Annotated in this window: 19 protein-coding genes; 8 read left to right on the top strand and 11 right to left on the bottom strand. The window is 53.1% G+C overall.

Features of this window, described 5'->3' with window-relative positions; genetic code table 11:
* Nucleotides 1-8 precede the first annotated feature (8 nt).
* Both ACI31J_RS04620 and ACI31J_RS04615 read left to right on the top strand, forming a co-directional pair.
* Nucleotides 9-347 (top strand): DUF4870 domain-containing protein, encoded by a 339-nt coding sequence (locus ACI31J_RS04620; RefSeq protein WP_320610657.1) that lies wholly within the window; start codon nucleotides 9-11, stop codon nucleotides 345-347.
* Nucleotides 348-471: 124 nt separating this feature from the next.
* Nucleotides 472-2454, top strand: a complete 1983-nt coding sequence (locus tag ACI31J_RS04615) for a cation:proton antiporter (protein ID WP_439773262.1) — start codon at nucleotides 472-474, stop codon at nucleotides 2452-2454.
* 43 nt (nucleotides 2455-2497) lie between these two features.
* Here the strand turns inward: ACI31J_RS04615 and ACI31J_RS04610 are convergent, their stop codons facing one another.
* Together ACI31J_RS04610 and ACI31J_RS04605 are read right to left on the bottom strand one after the other, a co-directional pair.
* Complete coding sequence (locus tag ACI31J_RS04610; RefSeq protein WP_320610075.1) at nucleotides 2498-2854, bottom strand: DUF1304 domain-containing protein; 357 nt, start codon at nucleotides 2852-2854, stop codon at nucleotides 2498-2500.
* 13 nt (nucleotides 2855-2867) lie between these two features.
* A complete protein-coding gene (locus tag ACI31J_RS04605) occupies nucleotides 2868-3851 on the bottom strand; it encodes an alpha/beta hydrolase (RefSeq protein ID WP_439773261.1) in 984 nt (327 codons plus the stop codon).
* A 121-nt stretch (nucleotides 3852-3972) separates the two neighbouring features.
* Between ACI31J_RS04605 and ACI31J_RS04600 the strand changes: the two genes are divergently transcribed.
* The 3 genes from ACI31J_RS04600 (at nucleotide 3973) to ACI31J_RS04590 (ending at nucleotide 6598) form a co-directional block, all read left to right on the top strand.
* The gene (locus ACI31J_RS04600; RefSeq protein ID WP_057806894.1) at nucleotides 3973-4386 is read left to right on the top strand and encodes a helix-turn-helix domain-containing protein; all 414 of its coding nucleotides are present in this window, start codon (nucleotides 3973-3975) and stop codon (nucleotides 4384-4386) included.
* A 9-nt stretch (nucleotides 4387-4395) separates the two neighbouring features.
* On the top strand, nucleotides 4396-5253 hold the full coding sequence (locus ACI31J_RS04595) for an SAM-dependent methyltransferase (RefSeq protein ID WP_439773260.1): 858 nt from the start codon (nucleotides 4396-4398) through the stop codon (nucleotides 5251-5253).
* 178 nt (nucleotides 5254-5431) lie between these two features.
* Nucleotides 5432-6598 carry an MFS transporter gene (locus ACI31J_RS04590; RefSeq protein WP_439773259.1) on the top strand — a complete coding sequence of 389 codons (1167 nt, stop codon included), beginning with the start codon at nucleotides 5432-5434 and terminating at the stop codon, nucleotides 6596-6598.
* A gap of 253 nt (nucleotides 6599-6851) precedes the next feature.
* On the opposite strand, the gene ACI31J_RS04585 is transcribed toward ACI31J_RS04590, so the two are convergent.
* The 3 genes from ACI31J_RS04585 to ACI31J_RS04575 form a co-directional block, all read right to left on the bottom strand.
* Nucleotides 6852-7310: a hypothetical protein gene (locus ACI31J_RS04585; protein ID WP_439773258.1), complete on the bottom strand. Its 459-nt coding sequence runs from the start codon at nucleotides 7308-7310 to the stop codon at nucleotides 6852-6854.
* Entirely contained in the window at nucleotides 7307-7717 is a 411-nt protein-coding gene (locus ACI31J_RS04580; protein WP_439773257.1) for a hypothetical protein, read from the bottom strand. Before ACI31J_RS04580 ends, ACI31J_RS04585 begins: the two co-directional genes overlap by 4 nt.
* Before the next feature lie 93 nt (nucleotides 7718-7810).
* Nucleotides 7811-8824 (bottom strand): lipoate--protein ligase, encoded by a 1014-nt coding sequence (locus tag ACI31J_RS04575; protein WP_439773256.1) that lies wholly within the window; start codon nucleotides 8822-8824, stop codon nucleotides 7811-7813.
* 180 nt (nucleotides 8825-9004) lie between these two features.
* Between ACI31J_RS04575 and ACI31J_RS04570 the strand changes: the two genes are divergently transcribed.
* Together ACI31J_RS04570 and ACI31J_RS04565 are read left to right on the top strand one after the other, a co-directional pair.
* Nucleotides 9005-9463, top strand: coding sequence for a universal stress protein (locus ACI31J_RS04570; RefSeq protein ID WP_439773255.1), 459 nt, complete (start codon nucleotides 9005-9007; stop codon nucleotides 9461-9463).
* 13 nt (nucleotides 9464-9476) lie between these two features.
* Complete coding sequence (locus ACI31J_RS04565; RefSeq protein ID WP_439773254.1) at nucleotides 9477-11402, top strand: GTP-binding protein; 1926 nt, start codon at nucleotides 9477-9479, stop codon at nucleotides 11400-11402.
* 66 nt (nucleotides 11403-11468) lie between these two features.
* On the opposite strand, the gene ACI31J_RS04560 is transcribed toward ACI31J_RS04565, so the two are convergent.
* Genes ACI31J_RS04560 through brnQ form a run of 5 tightly spaced genes read right to left on the bottom strand, consistent with a single transcriptional unit; the run spans nucleotide 11469 to nucleotide 14761 of the window.
* Nucleotides 11469-11657: a hypothetical protein gene (locus tag ACI31J_RS04560; RefSeq protein WP_439773253.1), complete on the bottom strand. Its 189-nt coding sequence runs from the start codon at nucleotides 11655-11657 to the stop codon at nucleotides 11469-11471.
* Complete coding sequence (locus tag ACI31J_RS04555; protein WP_439773252.1) at nucleotides 11654-12184, bottom strand: Cof-type HAD-IIB family hydrolase; 531 nt, start codon at nucleotides 12182-12184, stop codon at nucleotides 11654-11656. Before ACI31J_RS04555 ends, ACI31J_RS04560 begins: the two co-directional genes overlap by 4 nt.
* Complete coding sequence (locus tag ACI31J_RS04550) at nucleotides 12177-12452, bottom strand: HAD hydrolase family protein (protein WP_439773251.1); 276 nt, start codon at nucleotides 12450-12452, stop codon at nucleotides 12177-12179. The genes ACI31J_RS04555 and ACI31J_RS04550 overlap by 8 nt, the downstream gene beginning before the upstream one ends.
* Nucleotide 12453: 1 nt before the next feature.
* On the bottom strand, nucleotides 12454-13362 hold the full coding sequence (locus ACI31J_RS04545; RefSeq protein WP_439773250.1) for an ROK family protein: 909 nt from the start codon (nucleotides 13360-13362) through the stop codon (nucleotides 12454-12456).
* 46 nt (nucleotides 13363-13408) lie between these two features.
* Complete coding sequence (gene brnQ, locus ACI31J_RS04540; protein WP_439773249.1) at nucleotides 13409-14761, bottom strand: branched-chain amino acid transport system II carrier protein; 1353 nt, start codon at nucleotides 14759-14761, stop codon at nucleotides 13409-13411.
* A gap of 197 nt (nucleotides 14762-14958) precedes the next feature.
* Between brnQ and ACI31J_RS04535 the strand changes: the two genes are divergently transcribed.
* Nucleotides 14959-15717: a DNA-binding response regulator gene (locus ACI31J_RS04535; protein WP_439773248.1), complete on the top strand. Its 759-nt coding sequence runs from the start codon at nucleotides 14959-14961 to the stop codon at nucleotides 15715-15717.
* Here the strand turns inward: ACI31J_RS04535 and ACI31J_RS04530 are convergent.
* On the bottom strand, nucleotides 15710-16288 hold the full coding sequence (locus ACI31J_RS04530; protein ID WP_439773247.1) for a hypothetical protein: 579 nt from the start codon (nucleotides 16286-16288) through the stop codon (nucleotides 15710-15712). The two genes, ACI31J_RS04535 and ACI31J_RS04530, sit on opposite strands and share 8 nt — an antisense overlap.
* Between the last annotated feature and the right edge of the window lie 41 nt (nucleotides 16289-16329).

Here is a 16329-nt window from a genome sequence, read left to right as displayed (position 1 = left end):
TGTTTAATATGCAAAGCAGTACCACCAGCCGGATCGTCAATGCCCTTTCCTACCTTAGCATCTTGTTTCTTCCGGTGATTTTTCCACTCATCGTTTGGATTATCGCCCGGGCAAGCGACGACCCAAGTATCACTAAAAACGCCCGCAAGGCTTTCTGGTCACAAATTTTCCCCTTGCTCTACATCATCTTTGCGATCCTTACAATGAGTATTGCATCCCTGTATCAGGCGACCTTCCATGCCGGGGCCCTGTTTGGAGTTTTGTTAACCTTTGCCCTGCTGATTGCCCTATTGCTGTTCATCTACAACATCGCAATGGCAGTCAAGATGCTGCTGGGACGTGAATAGAACGAAGTTGGCGAAAATTTTCGCCAGCCTCGTTTTTTCAGTATGTTGTCAAATTCGCGCCCCCAATGTTAAAATGACGCAGTCTGTTTATAATATTATTAATCTTTAAGGTGGTGTTTTTTCATTGGCTTTACTATTGGGAATCATTTTGCTGTTGACCACGGTCGTCGTGGCCAACGTTATTCACCTGATCTACCCTAAGATCCCACTCTCGATCTACCAGATCATCGCTGGGGTGTTGCTCGCCAGTCTGCCGACCACGGCGACTGATTTCACGATGCATCCAGAAATCTTCATGATGGTGATCATCGCGCCCTTAATGTTCAACGACGGGCAAAACCAGTCGTTTACCTACCTTTCGCGCAACTTCCGATCAATCCTCTCGATTGCAGTGGTATTGTCCTTGGTAACCGTCATCATTGCCGGAACCATCCTTCATCTGGCAATGCCGCAGACCTTCTCGTTTGCCCTAGCCTTCATGCTCGCTGCCATCATCACTCCGACTGATGCGGTGGCGGTTAAGTCGATCACCACGGGGATGTCGGTTCCCGAAAACGTCAACGGAGCTCTCGAATACGAGTCGCTCTTCAACGACGCCTCCGGAATCGTCCTCCTCGACCTTGCCCTAGCTTCCTACCGCTCGGGGGACTTTTCAGTCGGCCACGGTCTGTGGATCTTTGTCTACGTCTTCTTCGGGGGGATCATCTTCGGAGCAATCATGGGCCTTCTCTTGATTAAACTGCGGACCCAATTGATGCGATCCCACGTCGACATCGGCTCGATCGTCATCCCTATCAACGTTATGACCCCAATTGTCGTTTACTGGCTGGCCGAGGAACTCCACTTCTCCGGCATCCTCGCCGTGGTGGCCGCCGGTGTAGTACATAGTATTCTCTATAACCGTCTGCGCCTGACCTCGACCAAGGTCCAGATGGCCACCACCACCACTTGGACAATCATCAGCGACGCGCTCAATGGGCTGGTCTTTGTCCTCCTCGGAGTCCTGCTCCCTCAGGTTCTCAGGAGCACCAGCCTTCCCAACTTAGGACGCCTCTTCGTGATCTCGCTGGTTCTCTACCTGATCATGACCCTGCTGCGGTACTGCTGGGTCCGCTTCCGACTGGTCCGGATCGGCTCAGCCAACGACCAGCTCAACCGTGACAGCATCCTGATGGCCATCGGGGGAATCCACGGGACAATCACCCTGTCACTGGCCTTTTCACTGCCGGTAATGATCAACCACCACGCCTTCGCCTTTCGGAACTCCATGATCCTGATTGCAGCGATCGTCATCCTCATCAGCCTGCTGGTCGGGGCGATTGTCTTCCCGCTCATGTTGCCAGCTAAGTCGCAAAGCTACACGCCAGAAGAATTTCACCGTCAGCTCATCGCCACGGTCCAATACGCCATCAACCAGTTGCGGACCCAGACGGAGGACTCACGGGAAAGGGCAATTGTCATCGACCAGCTCAGCACCCAGATGAACCAGTACCACCAGTTCAATAAGCAACGCTTTACCCAGCTGATGAGCCGGGCTCATAAGGTCGAAATGCAGACCCTGGACCAGCTAAATGCGGACGGGGCCATCAGCGATCGGGAGGCCGCCATGTATGCTCACTTTGTCAATCGGTCAATCTTCCGCTCACCGCAGCATCAGCTGACCGAATTCACGAGCCTTTTCTGGCATCGCCTCAAGTGGCATTTCTTCCGGAAGCGCCACCTCCGTTCGTACCACCCGGACATTATGCCCGCCGCCAGTCACAAACAGACAGTGCAGGCCATCAAGCAGCAACGTCAGGCTATTTTGAAGGTGCTCACAATCGTCAACAACAATGTGGATGAGTACCTTCATTCGGTGGAGAACACCACCAATGCCAACGAGGTCGCGATGGTCCGCCGGGTCTTCTTCCAGCAGAAGCAACTCTTCAGCCGTGGACAGGATCTTGATTCGGACATGATCACCAACCTCTCGATTGAGGCCTTCCAGTGGGAACACAGCTTTGTCCAGGAACGCTTGGCCGCTGGGAAACTCTCGCAGGAGCTGGCAAACGCCTTGAACGAACAGATTTCAACTGATGAATTAGTCTACTCCCAGTCCCTAGATTAAAAAAATGCCGAACCCATTGTGGGCTCGGTATTTTTTATCTGTTCTATAAAAAAGTAACCAGCAAGGCAAGGGCGGCCGGCAACAGTTGCACCAGCCAGATCTTCCGGGTCGCCGTCATTCCCCCGTACAAGGCCACAACCACGATGAAGCCTAGTAACAGACGCAAAACTATAACCAAGACGGCGCCGTGAAAGAGCAAGAAGCTGAGAATCAGCAGAACACCCAGCATCCCGTTATAGATCCCCTGATTAGCCAGCGCCACGCGGGCCGGTGCTTGCTTGACATACTCTAATGGCATGTCAAACGCTTGGGCCTGTTGCTGAGGCGTGCCAAACATCTCTAGGAGCATAATCCCCAGGTGCTCGACGGCTACGATTAAAGATAAAATCAGCATTATCATATTAATTTTCTCCTTACTTTACGTATTGTTGCAAAAAGGCCTGGACATGCTGCTGGTAGGCCTTGGGGTCGTGGTCAAACGAAGCGGCGTGCTTGGCCCCCGGAACAACCCAGAGTTTCTTCGGCCCACGACTGGCGGCGTAGTTTTGGTAAACCATCTTAGTCGGAACAAAGGTATCGTTGCCACCGTGAATGAACAGCATCGGCCTGGTATTATTATGCAGCATTTTTACCGAACTGGCCTCCCCCGTGAAGAAGCCATTCTGAACCCGGTTGATCCCGCTGAGGATGGCAATCAACGGGCAACGCAAAATGGTCGGGATGTGGTACAAGTTCCCGGCTTCATAGTTCAGCTCATCATTCAGACTGGTGTAACCGCAGTCCTCCACAAAGGCCTTTACCTGACTGGGCAGCTTGATCCCGCTGGTCATCATGGTGGTAGCGCCACCCATACTCGTTCCGGCGATCACGATCTGGCTGTCAGTCCCGTTTTTTTCAATCAGTTTCTTCGCCCATTTGCGAACATCATAGCGTTCGGGCCATCCGTAACCGATGTACTTTCCCTGGCTGTGACCATGCGCGCGGGCATCTGGGAGCAGGACGTTATAGCCAAGCTGGTGGTACATTGCCGCGTAAGCCCCCATGTCTTCCTTACGACCCATAAAGCCATGCAGGATAATCACACTCTTATCGGTCGGGTGCGCCGCCGGGAGGTAGTCAGCATCCAGCCGGTAGTGACGACTGGCCGACTCCATGGTCCAGTGCTGCTTCTTGGCATCGGCGAACCAGGTCTTCTGGCGGTAGAGCGGGTCACTGCGGCTGATTCGTGACGTAGATTGGTGAATGAAACTCTTATGGCTCGGGACCATCGCCACCGTGAAGAAGTAGCTTCCCGCCGCCAGCATAGCGACGATGATGACGCTGACGATCCCAATCAGCCAGTTTCGTAAACGGTGACGTTTTTTCTTAACAACTGTACTCAATTTGATTAACCCCATGTTGTATTTTTTGAAATAATGCGAATAGTTTAGCACACTTTCTGTTACTTTGTATACCGTTTTCCTGTCAATTGGCGCCGTCAATGGTAAAATAATAATGATACAGTAAGGAAGTGAGCACATGTTTCCAGAAAGACTGCGCGCTTTACGTAAGGGCCAGAAAATTACACTAAAGGAATTGGCTAACCACCTCAACGAACACTTAGGGCCGGGCGAAAAGCCCAACACTGCCTCTCAGATTGGGAATTGGGAACGGGGTATCCGGACCCCGTCCTACATTGAGGCCCGCAAATTAGCCGAATTTTTCAACGTGAGTCTCGACTACTTGACGGGGAAAACCGACCGCAACGATTTTGACCTCGCCAAACTTTTCTTTTCCAACAAGGATCTCCTGTTTAACAACACAGTGTTATCCAGCGACGACCGTTACGAGATTTTCCAATTGATCGACGGCTACCTCAAGGGACGAACCAACCGGCACGACACCGATAAGTTCTACGGCAAGCAGGAGCAACTCGATTTGAAGTTAAAGTGAGGAATTTGTATGAATCCAAAGAAGCTCAAGAAACTTAAGAAACGCGTCAAGAAGGCCCAGCAAGCCGTCCACCAGGATCCTTATATCAGTGAACTGATGCATGACCGCGACCTCTTCGACGACTTTCCAGAAATCAAGTACCTGGTTAACAACGCCCTAGAAAGCGACCGGCTGTTAAAGAACGGTCTCCTGCCGCAGCCACTGCCGACCCTGCTGTTGCCGGACGATATCCAAGACACCATCTTCAAACAGGTCAACGAGCAGTATCCGAAAGGCGACCCCCGTGGTGACCGGCTCTGGAACAAGTACAGTGAGGCCCTCCCGAAGCTGGATCGGGCCCTGCGGAACTTCCGGGACTACCTCGAGGATACCTACGGAATGTGGTCCTACGTCAACGCCCCATTTGCCAAGGCCCTTTCTGACTACCTGAATGGGGCCCCGGTCCTCGAGATCATGGCGGGCAACGGCTACATTTCCAAGGGTCTGCGCAATAATAACGCCAACCAGCAGATCTACACTACTGACAGTCAGGCCTGGGTCCAGGAAAATGAGACCGGCAAACACCCCGTCACCACGATCGAAAAGCTCGACGCCATCAGTGCGATCAAAAAGTACGGGGAACAGGTGGACTATGTCATCATGTCCTGGGCACCGGATAAGGGCGAAAGCGACTGGGAGGTCCTCCAACTCTTACGGCAGGACTACCCGGACATCAAGTTCCTGGTTATCGGTGAAAAGGACGGAGCCACCAACTCCAAGAAGTTCTGGCAAGCGGCCCAGCTCAGCCAGGATGCGGACCTGCAGAAGGTCAACCAACAGCTCCATTCATTTGACCTGATCGATGAGCAGATCTACTTGGTCAAATAAATTGGTTTAGTTTTTTCTGTATGAATAGAATCATAAAAAGGCCGGGATCTAAACTATTTTGTGATCCGGCCCTTTTTAGACTGGCATTATTGGTCTATCTCGGTTACACTATTGTGAGCTTGAAATCTTTTAGAAAGGAAAATTCGACGGCCTTCCTGCCTGTCGATCGGTAGCAATTATGAAATATCGTCTGCAAGCAATTCTCTTTGTCTTCGTGGCCTTCATGCTCGGTTGCAACGAGTACATGATCGTCGGGGTCCTCCCCGATATCGCTCACGAGTATCATGACTCGCTTTCCCGGCTGGGCCTCTTAGTAACGGTCTTCGCGCTGATCTACGCCATCTTCACCCCGATCATTACCTCGGCGGCCAACCGCTGGAGAAGACACCGGGTCCTCTTATTCCTAATGGTGGTATTTTTCATCGGCAATACCTGGTCCGCCATGGCAAGCAACTACTACTCCCTCCTCTTTTCCCGGATTTTGACTGCGACGGTGGCCGGGGCAATCATCTCCATGGTCCTCGTCATGGCCAGTTTCGTCGCGCCACGGGAAAAACGGGCCAGTCTGGTCTCATGGGTCTTTGCCGGCTTCAGTATTGCCTCGGTCGTGGGAATCCCAATCGGGACAGTGATCAGTACTACCTTCTCCTGGCACGATAGCTTCTGGATGATCTCCGGACTGACGATCCTAGTCTTTGCCGGATTGATCTGGCTCGTGCCACGGGATACGCCGCAAGTCCAAAGCAGTCTCGGCAAACAGTTTAGCCTATTGAAGGATAGCCGGGTCCTGCTCGGGGTTACTTTCATCGTAACGGTGTGCGCAGCAGACTACACCATCTACACGTATATCCGGCCACTGATCACCAATGAAATGGGCTTTGATAATACCTGGCTAAACTGGCTGCTGTTCGGGATGGGGATCTTCTTCATCATCGGTAATAAGTTTGGCGGCTACCTCGCCGACCGGGGCGGGGTCCATCGGCTTGGCAGCATCTACATTGCCATGACCATCCTCTACATTGCATTTGGGCCCCTCTTGAGCTTTAAGTGGCTGGCAATCATCGTCGTGGCCCTTCTCTGCGTGGCCTTCTCCTGCTATGGTGCATCTACCCAGTTGATGTTTTTAGACATTGCCGAAAAGGACTATCCCCAGTCCCTTGACTTGGCTTCATCATTGAACTCCATCTTCGCCAACATCGGAATCTCCCTCGGTTCCTTCACTGCCTCAACCGCGGTCCAATTCACCTCGCTGAACCACCTCGGTTACGTGGGTGCCGTCTACGGGATCCTGGCAACGATCCTAATCATCGTCCTCAGTAAGAAGTACACCGGCATGCGTTATTAGAAATAAGTTGGAAAACATTTCCCAGGAAATCAAAAAGGCGCGGCACCATCACGGTGTCGCGCCTTTCTTTGTGTATTGATCCTATCTCAGGCTAGTGACGATGTCCACTTCGTCATCAACCGGGCACCCCACAATCCGGTGGGTTAACGTGCCCCACATATCGAAAAAGTAATGGCAGCAATTTGGGTCGCTACCAGACCTCTCGACTCATCGCAATTAGTATTATAGTACATCCCACTACTGGAAGCAAACACTATGCCCGTGCTTCCATCACAGCTGCCAAGTGATCAGCCAACCATGGCTGAATCTTAGCTACCAAAGAGCCAGCTGGTTGTGCTTGATCGGTTTCATTGGCCAGCTCGTCGATCCGGAGCCCCGTCTTATTAACGTCATCACTTTCCACGATCATGTAGAGATTCACCGGATAGGCCGGCTCCTTATCCAGCAACTTGGGATCCAGGCGCTCGGCCTCGTCCATTGGAATGTTGATTAGGTTGCACTCCAATCGGAAGCTGACCGGATCGCCCTTTCTCATCCGCACATTGGCCCGATACTGGCCAAGGTAACCGCGGTTGAGCTGCTCTTGCATAAACTCAACTGCTGCCGTCAAGGTCTTCTTTTGCTGGGCCTGGGTAGCCGTCTTGTCATCATCTTTGACTTGGACCTTGTCAGTCGTCACCATTTTAAGGTAGTCATCAACCGTTAACTTCATTTTTCCTTCGCCTTCTTCATCAGCTTCTCAATCCGTGCCTTGGTGTAGTCGGAACGTTGCTTGACCCCATAGTAGATTCCCGCTGCGCCCAGCAGGATCCCAATAATGCTCAGGGCCTCTACCAGCAGGCCATAAGCACTCGTCCGCGGTGTGACCATCTGGAAAGCTGCCAGACAGGCAATCGCAAAGTAAAGGTTCACCAGGATCGTGGCGTACCCGCAGAAACGCATCTTGACCATGGCCAAGCCGTCGACGATCGCCGCCAAGATGATGAACAGTGCCAGCCGCGGCCACACGCTAATGGACAGCAGGGAAAGACCATGCTGGGCAAACATGATGGCGTCGAGTACCAAGGCAACAATTGCCGTAAACGACGTTACAGTAATGACCTTTTCAGAATTTTTCATATAATTACTCGCTTTCTATTGGCCAAATAAAAAATAGGATGGCCACATTTGGTGTCTTGATCCTATTTTACTAAATATTCATGTGAAGCTCAATTATGCCAGGAGGTCCGCAATCTCGTCAGTTGGGATCCCGGTAATGTACTGCTGAGTACCAGCATCGTCTAAGGCCTGCTTGATGGCATCATGGTCATACTTAACGCCCTTGAGCTGGTCAGCCAGTTTCGTGACGTCCTGTGGGCCGAAGAAGTCACCGAAGAACTTGATGTTCTTGATCACACCATCCTTGACATCCAGCCGGGCATCGATGGTTCCCATATCAAAGTGCTTGCGCCGCTTAGTCGTAAATTCGGGGTTCTTGCCGTAGACCCAGTCCCAGTTGTTGTAGTACTGTTCATAGATCTTGTCGATTTCCTTTTGATCTTCTGGGGTTACGACATACTGCTTATCCTTGATTTCGTCAAGACTGTCAACATGGAAGAGGCCCTTGATGAGGTCATCGCGGAAGGTTGGAACATCGATATCCTTATATTCATCGCTCAGGTATGGCCGCAGATTAGTAACCCGACTGCGAACTGACTTGATCCCCTTAGATGCGATCTTGTCCTTGGCAACGTGCAGGGCATCGGCAACCACGCTCAGGTCAACATCCAGCATTAAGGTACCGTGTGAGAAGGTCTTGCCATTCCGGGAGTACATAGCATTGCCGGAGAACTTCTTGCCGTCAACCAGGATGTCGTTCCGGCCACTGACTTCGGCACCCGTAGCCCCCATCTTGTGCAAGACATCAACGATCGGCTGCGTAAAGGACTTGAAGTCACCAAATTCTTCGCTGTCGCTTGGCACCACGAAGCTGAAGCAGAGGTTCCCCAGGTCCTGGTAGACCGCACCACCACCAGACAGCCGCCGGGTAACCCGGATGTTGTGTTCCTTAACGTAATCCTGGTTGATTTCCTCGGCAGTATTCTGATTCCGGCCAACGATGATGCATGGTTCTTCGTAGTAGAACAAGACCAGCGGCTCATTGCCGAAATCCTTATCATTCATCAAATACTGTTCCGTTGCTAGGTTCATCCCGATGTTGTGGGATGTCATTGAAACATAACGCATATTTTTGCCCCTCTTCTTCAAAAGCATGTTTCTAAATTGACAATCAAACTACATTTGTAGTGTAGTCCTCTTAGTAAACGTTTTCAATAAATATCCCTTAAAAGCGTGAATATTTATGTTATGACCAGGCTAAACCCCTTATAATAGGGATAAATAAGTAAATTGTAAGGAGTTTTGAAGATGACAGACGATTTCCAATACCACAAGATCCTAGTTGCAGTTGATGGTTCCAAGGCCACCAGTCAAGTCCTCGACGCCGCAATCGACAGCGCCATCCGGAATGATGCCAGCCTCGACATTTTAAACGTCACCCAAGTTGACCAAATTACCGACGGCTACAGCAACGCCGTTTTAAGTGAAAAGAACACCTACGACGCTGTTCGGACTACTAGAGAACGGTTGGACGATCTCAAGGCCCGGGCAGAAAAGGCCGGCGTTAAGGACGTCAACATCCACATTCGGTTTGGGAACCCCAAGCGGGTTATTGCTCGCGAATTCCCTAAAGACCACCACAACGACCTGATCGTCATTGGGACCACCGGGCTTTCCGGCTTCGAACGATTCGTGGTCGGATCAGTTACTAACTATGTCAACCGGACCGCCCATTGTGACGTCCTTGTTGTCCAGATCGAAAAGTAAGGGGGATTATTTGGTGAAGAAGATCGTGATGGGGATTGTAGCCCATGTGGATGCCGGCAAGACGACCCTTTCGGAGGCCTTGCTCTACCGGACAGGAGCCCGCCGGAAGCTCGGCCGGGTCGACAATGGCGATGCCTTCCTTGACCCTGACCAGCTGGAAAAGAAACGGGGAATTACCATCTTCTCTCACGAGGCCCAGTTTAAATACGGCAACCTGGGAATCACCCTGCTGGATACTCCCGGCCACATCGACTTTGTGGCCCAGACAGAACAGGTCTTGCAAGTCCTCGATTATGCCATCCTGGTGGTGGACGCGACAAACGGGCTTGAGGGGACCACGCTGACGCTCTGGCGACTTCTTCGCCACTATCAGGTTCCCACCTTCATCTTTATCAATAAGACGGACAGTGTTGGGGCCGACGTTTCTGCCGTTCTCAAAGAACTGCAGAAATCTTGTTCACCAGGCTGCCTGCAGTTCTTTGATCCGCTCAACACTGACACCATCGAGGCCATCGCCAGCCAGGATGACGCTGCGTTGACCGAGTACCTGGAAATTGACCAGCTCCAGTCCGCAACGATCCAACGGCTGATCCGTGAACGAAAGGTCTTCCCATGTTATGCCGGGGCGGCTCTCAAGCTGACCGGGGTCGATGACTTATTGGCTGGTCTTGCCAAGTGGACCATGCCGTTTACTCCCCATCAGAAGTTCGGGGCCCGCATTTTCAAGATCTCCCACGATAAAAATGACCGATTGACATGGCTGCGGGTTACCGGCGGCCAACTCCAGGCGAAGGCCACACTGGTCGGCGAGCAAAAGGCCAACCAGCTCCGTGACTACAACGGGGCCAAGTTTGATATTAAACAGACCGTTCCTGCTGGAGATGTCTGTGCAGTCACAGGGCTCGAGACGACCTTCCCCGGGCAGGGCCTGGGGAACGAAGAAGACCTGCCGCAAGCCACTTTTCAGCCGGTCCTAAGCTACGCCGTCGATCCCCAGGGAAATGATCTTCATGCCTGCTTGACGGCGCTGCGGCAGCTGGCGGATGAAGATCCCCAACTGGTCGTCACTTGGTCGGAGCACCTCCAGGAGATTCACGTTCGCCTGATGGGCGAGGTCCAGCTCGAAGTTCTCCAACAACTCCTGGCCGAACGCTTCCAGCTTCACCTGGGCTTCGATCAGGGAAGCATCCTTTATCAGGAGACGATCACTGGATCAGTCGAGGGAGTCGGCCACTTTGAACCCCTTCGTCACTACGCCGAGGTTCACCTCCTGCTGGAACCTGGCCAACCGGGAAGCGGGCTGACCTTCGCCGATCAGTGCCGTACCGATGTCCTCAGCCATAATTGGCAGCAGCAGATCATGACCAGTCTGGGTGCCAAAGAGCACCGTGGGGTCCTGATCGGCGCCCCGCTGACCGACGTCAAGATTACCCTGGTCGGTGGCCGGGGCAGCATCGTCCACTCGGTCGGCGGCGACTTCCGGGAGGCTACCTGGCGGGCAGTACGACAGGGGTTGATGGAGCTCCGGGCCCAGGATAAGTGCCAGTTACTGGAACCCTGGTATCAATTCCGCCTAACGGTCCCCCAGACCGAGGTCGGCCGGGCCATCAATGACATTCAACGGATGGCCGGCACTTTCCAGCTCGGGACAGATAACGGAGTGGCCACCACTATCACCGGCAAGGCTCCGGTGGCGACGATGCGTGATTATGCCCAAGCGGTGCGGAACTACACCCACGGCCAGGGGCAGCTTGAGTGTGTTGTCGCCGGCTACCAGCCATGTCACAACGCGGAAGAGATCATTATGGACCGGCACTACGATCCAGTTGCGGACCTGGAAAACACCCCCGACTCGGTCTTCTGTGCTCACGGCGCCGGTTACCCAGTACGCTGGGACCGCCTACCCGAGATGGCCCATTTCCCTTACATGAAAAAATGATCTTAAAATAGAAATAACCTAAGGCAACCGAATGATCGCCTTAGGTTATTTTTTACTCATATATTCCTACTTACGTTGCACACTAAAAATCTCAAACAACAGGCCCATGATAAATGCCAGCAGGAAAATGCTGTCGATGATGTACTCCCCGACTGACGTATCGCCCGTAAAGCTGTACACACAGATGCCAACCAGAACAAGATTAACGTAGAAACCAATGCCGCGGTAAAAGTTATGTTTGAATTGAACTTTCATTTTACTCCCTCCAATTTCTCCAGCGTGTGCAGTACTGCCTGCTCATCGTTGGTCCCGATGACGTGCGTCGCCGCTTGCTGAACGTTTTGCGGCGCGTTTCCCATCGCGTAGCTGGTCTTCGCCAAGGCAAACATCTCGAGGTCGTTCTCGCCGTCCCCAAACACCACCAGGTCATCCGGACCGAGCCCCCATCGCGCCAGCAGCAATTTGAGGCCGTGGGACTTGTCCATTCCGGGAATGATCAGGTCAATCGCCCCGTTACCGCTGGAGGTTGCCCGGATGGTTCCGGCAAAGCGGGTGGCAATTTCCCGGGAAATCTGCTCCTGTTGGGCTGGCGGGACCACCAGGGCGAACTTGAAGATCACGTCATCGTAAATTGCCGAGAAGTCGGCAACCTCCCTGAGTCGGGTATAGAACCGCCGCGCACCCACCCGAAAGTCGGCCGGTGCACTGGTCAGAACGTAGGCGCTGCGGCGGCCGCAGACAACAAAGTTAACCTCCGGCAGCTGTTCCAGATAGTCAATCACCGGCCCGGACATCCGCTACCGCCAACTGGCCGCAGTGGACCTCTGCATCCCGGTCAATCGTCAGCACACCGTTTTCCGCTACAAAGGCTAGTTGGTCAGCAATTTTTGGGAAAAGGCTGCGCAAGAAGTAGTACTGGTCACCACTGGCTACGATGAATCTAATGTTCTTTTCCACCAGCCTTGCATACACCTTAGCAAACAGCCGCCGGTCGTAGTCGCGCTGGCTGGTCAAAAAGGTCCCGTCAATGTCTGTTGCCACTGCCCGCATCCTATTCATCCTCCTCAATTTTCAATAGCAAGCCATACAAGGCGCCCAGCAGGTTGGCCCCGTTCCCAAAGCGGGCCGCCATGATCGTCGGCATTTCAATGTCATCCATGAGCCGCCGATCCCCCTCCTGAAGCAGCCGAAACTGGTGGCAAATCTCACTGATCAGGATCGGCTGAGCGCTAATCCCCCCGCCGATCACGATCCGGTCCAGGTCAACCACCGCCTGCACGCTGATCAGCAGGACCGCGACCCGCCGACAGAAGGCAGTAAAGATGGGCCAGGCCGGCTCCTCGCGTTTATTGATCTTCTCAAACGCCCGCCGACCGTCCGTGGGGTCCGGCAACTGGCAGGCTTTGGCGACTGCCATGATCATCTTAACGGCCGAAGTACTGGCCCCTACCGTCGCCTGGTGCGGGTCGGTATGGTCATAGTTATTGATGATGGCGCTGAGTTCCCCTGCCCGGAAGTGGGGCCCATGGACCAGCTGACCGTTGATGACGAGGCCCCCGCCGACCGAGGTCCCCAGGGTGATCACGGCCCCGTTTTCAACATCGGTCAGGTTACCCAGCCAGAGTTCCGCCAGGGTTGCGCAGTTGGCGTCGTTGCCAACGTAGACCGGCAAACCAGCGTATTGACGCAGGTAGGCCGCGAGCGGGAAGCTGCCCATGAAGGCCAGGGCCCCGGTAAACTTAACTGCTCCGGTAGCCGGGTTGACGATGCCTGGCACGCTCACACAGATGGCGGCGACCCCTGGCTGACGATTTACAATACTGGTCAGCAGGTGAAGAAAGCTTTGCTGGTCACGGGGCGTTGCAACCCGCCGCTTGACAATGATGTTGCCTGAATGGTCGATCCGGGCACTCTTCACCGCAGTCCCGCCGACATCAATGCTCAAATACTGTCTAGCCAAAATGGTCACCTCCTCGCCACATTTATGATACCTACATTATAATACACTACCGTTGCCTACGCGATGCATCCAGCCGCCAAGCCAGCAGGCCGCAAGCAATCCCAACGATGGCAAACAATACCCAGCCGAGCCCCAACTGGTACAGGGGGAGGTGGCTGGCAAATCTAATCAGCGCCTGACTGCCCGCCAAGTTACGGAGCACCGGCGGGAAGGCGTTGACCATGTCCAGGACGGCTGGGACGAAGGTAAACAGCAGCCCCCAGCGATAAACCACCGGCGCGTTATCAAACAGCGGTGAAAGCATCCCCAAAAGGATGAGAACGATCGCCAGCGGGTACAGGAGCATCAGGACCGGAGTAGACCAGGTTACAATCTTATCCAGCCCCAGGTTGGCGATGGCAAACGACAGAAGGCAGTTCAGACGCAGGAAAGTCTTGTAGGAGATCTGTGGGAAACGGTCGTGGAAGTCTTGGGAAAATGAAATCACCAGTCCCATTGCGGTCGTCATGCAGGTAATCGTGGCCAGGGTCAGCAGCAGGGCATTTCCAAAGTTGCCCATGTAGTAGTGGGCCACCTGGTTAAGGGTTGTCCCACCGTTAGCCGCAATGGAAAAGTGGTTACGGCTGGTCGTTCCGAGGTAGATTAGCCCCAAGTACATGACTCCGACACCGGCAATGCCGATTGTGCCCCCCTTAACCGTTGCCAGGGAGGTCTGCTGTCCCCGCTCAAAACCCATCTGCTGGACGGCCGCAATGATGGCCACCCCAAAGATCAGCATCGCCAGGGCATCCATCGTGTTATATCCCTGCAAGAAGCCGCTAGAAAAGGCATGCTGCAAGTACTCGCTCGTCGGCTTAGGCGCATACATACTCCCCATCGGCCGGATAAAAGCCATGAGGAAGATGACAAAAAGCATCACTAGAAAGATCGGGTTGAGGACCTTCCCGATGATCTCCGTGATCTTGCCCTCCCGGGTAGCGAAGAAGTACACCAGCAGGAAGAACAGCCCGGTGTAGATTGCCAAGCCCCACGGCTGCATGGCCGCGCTGAGGTAGGGGGCCACCCCAATCGCATACGGCACTGTGGCCGAACGCGGCGTTGCACAAAGCGGCCCGATCGTGGCGTGGACCAATACCAGAAAAATCAGGGCAAACCACGGACCCACCGGCAGAGCCAGCTCAAAGAGTCCCCGGGACCGGGTAATACTGATGGCCAGCAGGGCAAAGAGGGGCAGGAATACCCCAGAGACAATGAAGCCCACCGCGGCGGGCAGCCAGTTAGCACCAGCCAGCTGTCCCAAGTGAACCGGGAAGACCAGGTTTCCCGCCCCAAAGATCATTCCAAATATCAATGACCCAATCGTTAAGTAGGTCTTACTCGCTTGTTTTAATGAACTCATTCCAAAATCCTCCATGTTAATATCAGCCTGCTAATTATAGCATAGTTTGCCTACCCAGCCGGACGCGGCTCGTGACCGCCGCCTTTTCAGTAAAGTGACGTTTTCTTCAGTCAAAGGTACATAATTACTGAAACGATGGTGATTCAGTGAAAATGCCATTATCATGATTAATGAACAGATTTAAGGGGAGATTAATAATGAACGTTTTTATTCTGGAAGATAAATGGATCGAACAACGTTATCTCGAGCAAACGCTCCGCAAGATTCAGGCAGAACTGAAGGTCCCCGAGATGAATATTCTCTCCTTCACCGATGCCAATTCATTGACGGCCCAGCTCCCGAAGCCAAACGTTAATAATGTTTTCCTCCTCGACATCGAGATCGCCGGCAACAAAAAAGCCGGCCTGCAGGTTAGCCAGCAGATTCGGCAACACGATGCCTTTGCCACAATTATCTTCGTCACCGTCCACGATGAATTCCTCGCCACTACTTACAAGTTCAAGAGCGAGGCGCTAGACTTCATTGCCAAGGACCAGGACAACATTGCGGCCAAGCTCAAGGACGACTTTGTGTTTATCACCAAGAAGCTCCAACACCAACGCCCCGTTCAATGGCTGACACTGAAGACCAACGCGGGATACTTGAAAGAGGACCTGAACACCATCTACTACTTCGAGCCCAGCCCCACCAACTCACACCAGTCGCTACTCCATACTACGGACAATCAGGTACTTACCATTAACGCCACGTTAAACGAGCTCGAAAGCGAGTTTACCGTCCTCTTTCGGGCTCACCGTCATTACCTGATTAACCCACTTAAGGTTGTTTCCGTGAACCTCAAGCATCACACCCTCCGTTTTAAGGGTGACAAACAGGATTACCCGTTCTCCCGGCTCCGGACGAGGCTCCTCTTTGCCCGGCTGAAGTCCCTCGAGTCGCCACTGAAAATTATTTAGTCATACTGCCGCTAGTCCCCTGCCAGCTGAAGTACTTAACTTCTGGATGTCCGGCAATCTTGCAGCGGCCATTGGATTTCAGCTTGGCGGTGCGGCTTGGGTAGTAAAACGTCATTGCCGGTGCCGAATTAATCTTAAGCGTGCCGCGCTGGCGACTATCAGTATAACGAACTGACCTCAACTTACCGCTAGGGTAAATCTGCTTGGCCACCACAAGTGTCCCCCGGATCCCATCGGCCACTTTCTTTCGCCGGTCGCCAATTAAGTAAATCGTTTTAACGTGGCGGTGGTGGGTATCGTAAAACAGCACCTTTTGCGGAGCGGAGTTTACAAAGGTCGTGTAGGATAACACTTGGTTATGCTGAATACTGATCCCCAGCAGCAACATTGCCAGAACGACTACACAGGTGATGATCGTCCCGATTACCCGTCTAGACAGGTGGCGCTGCTCTCGCCACTCCCAGTGCTCTTGGGCGGGCAACAGCTGCCCGCAGTTGCTGCACCGCCGACTGCCGATCACGTTCAACTTACCGCAATGGGGGCAGGTAATGCTTAATTCCTTATTTTTCATTGTCATTTCTCCCAAATTAATGTATGACTTTAAGTATACAA

Origin of the sequence: Limosilactobacillus sp. (genome assembly GCF_051873075.1) — a bacterium.
In the GTDB taxonomy this organism is placed as follows: Bacteria; Bacillota; Bacilli; order Lactobacillales; family Lactobacillaceae; genus Limosilactobacillus.
Note: the sequence above shows the minus strand (reverse complement) of the source record. Positions and strands in the feature narration are given on the sequence as shown.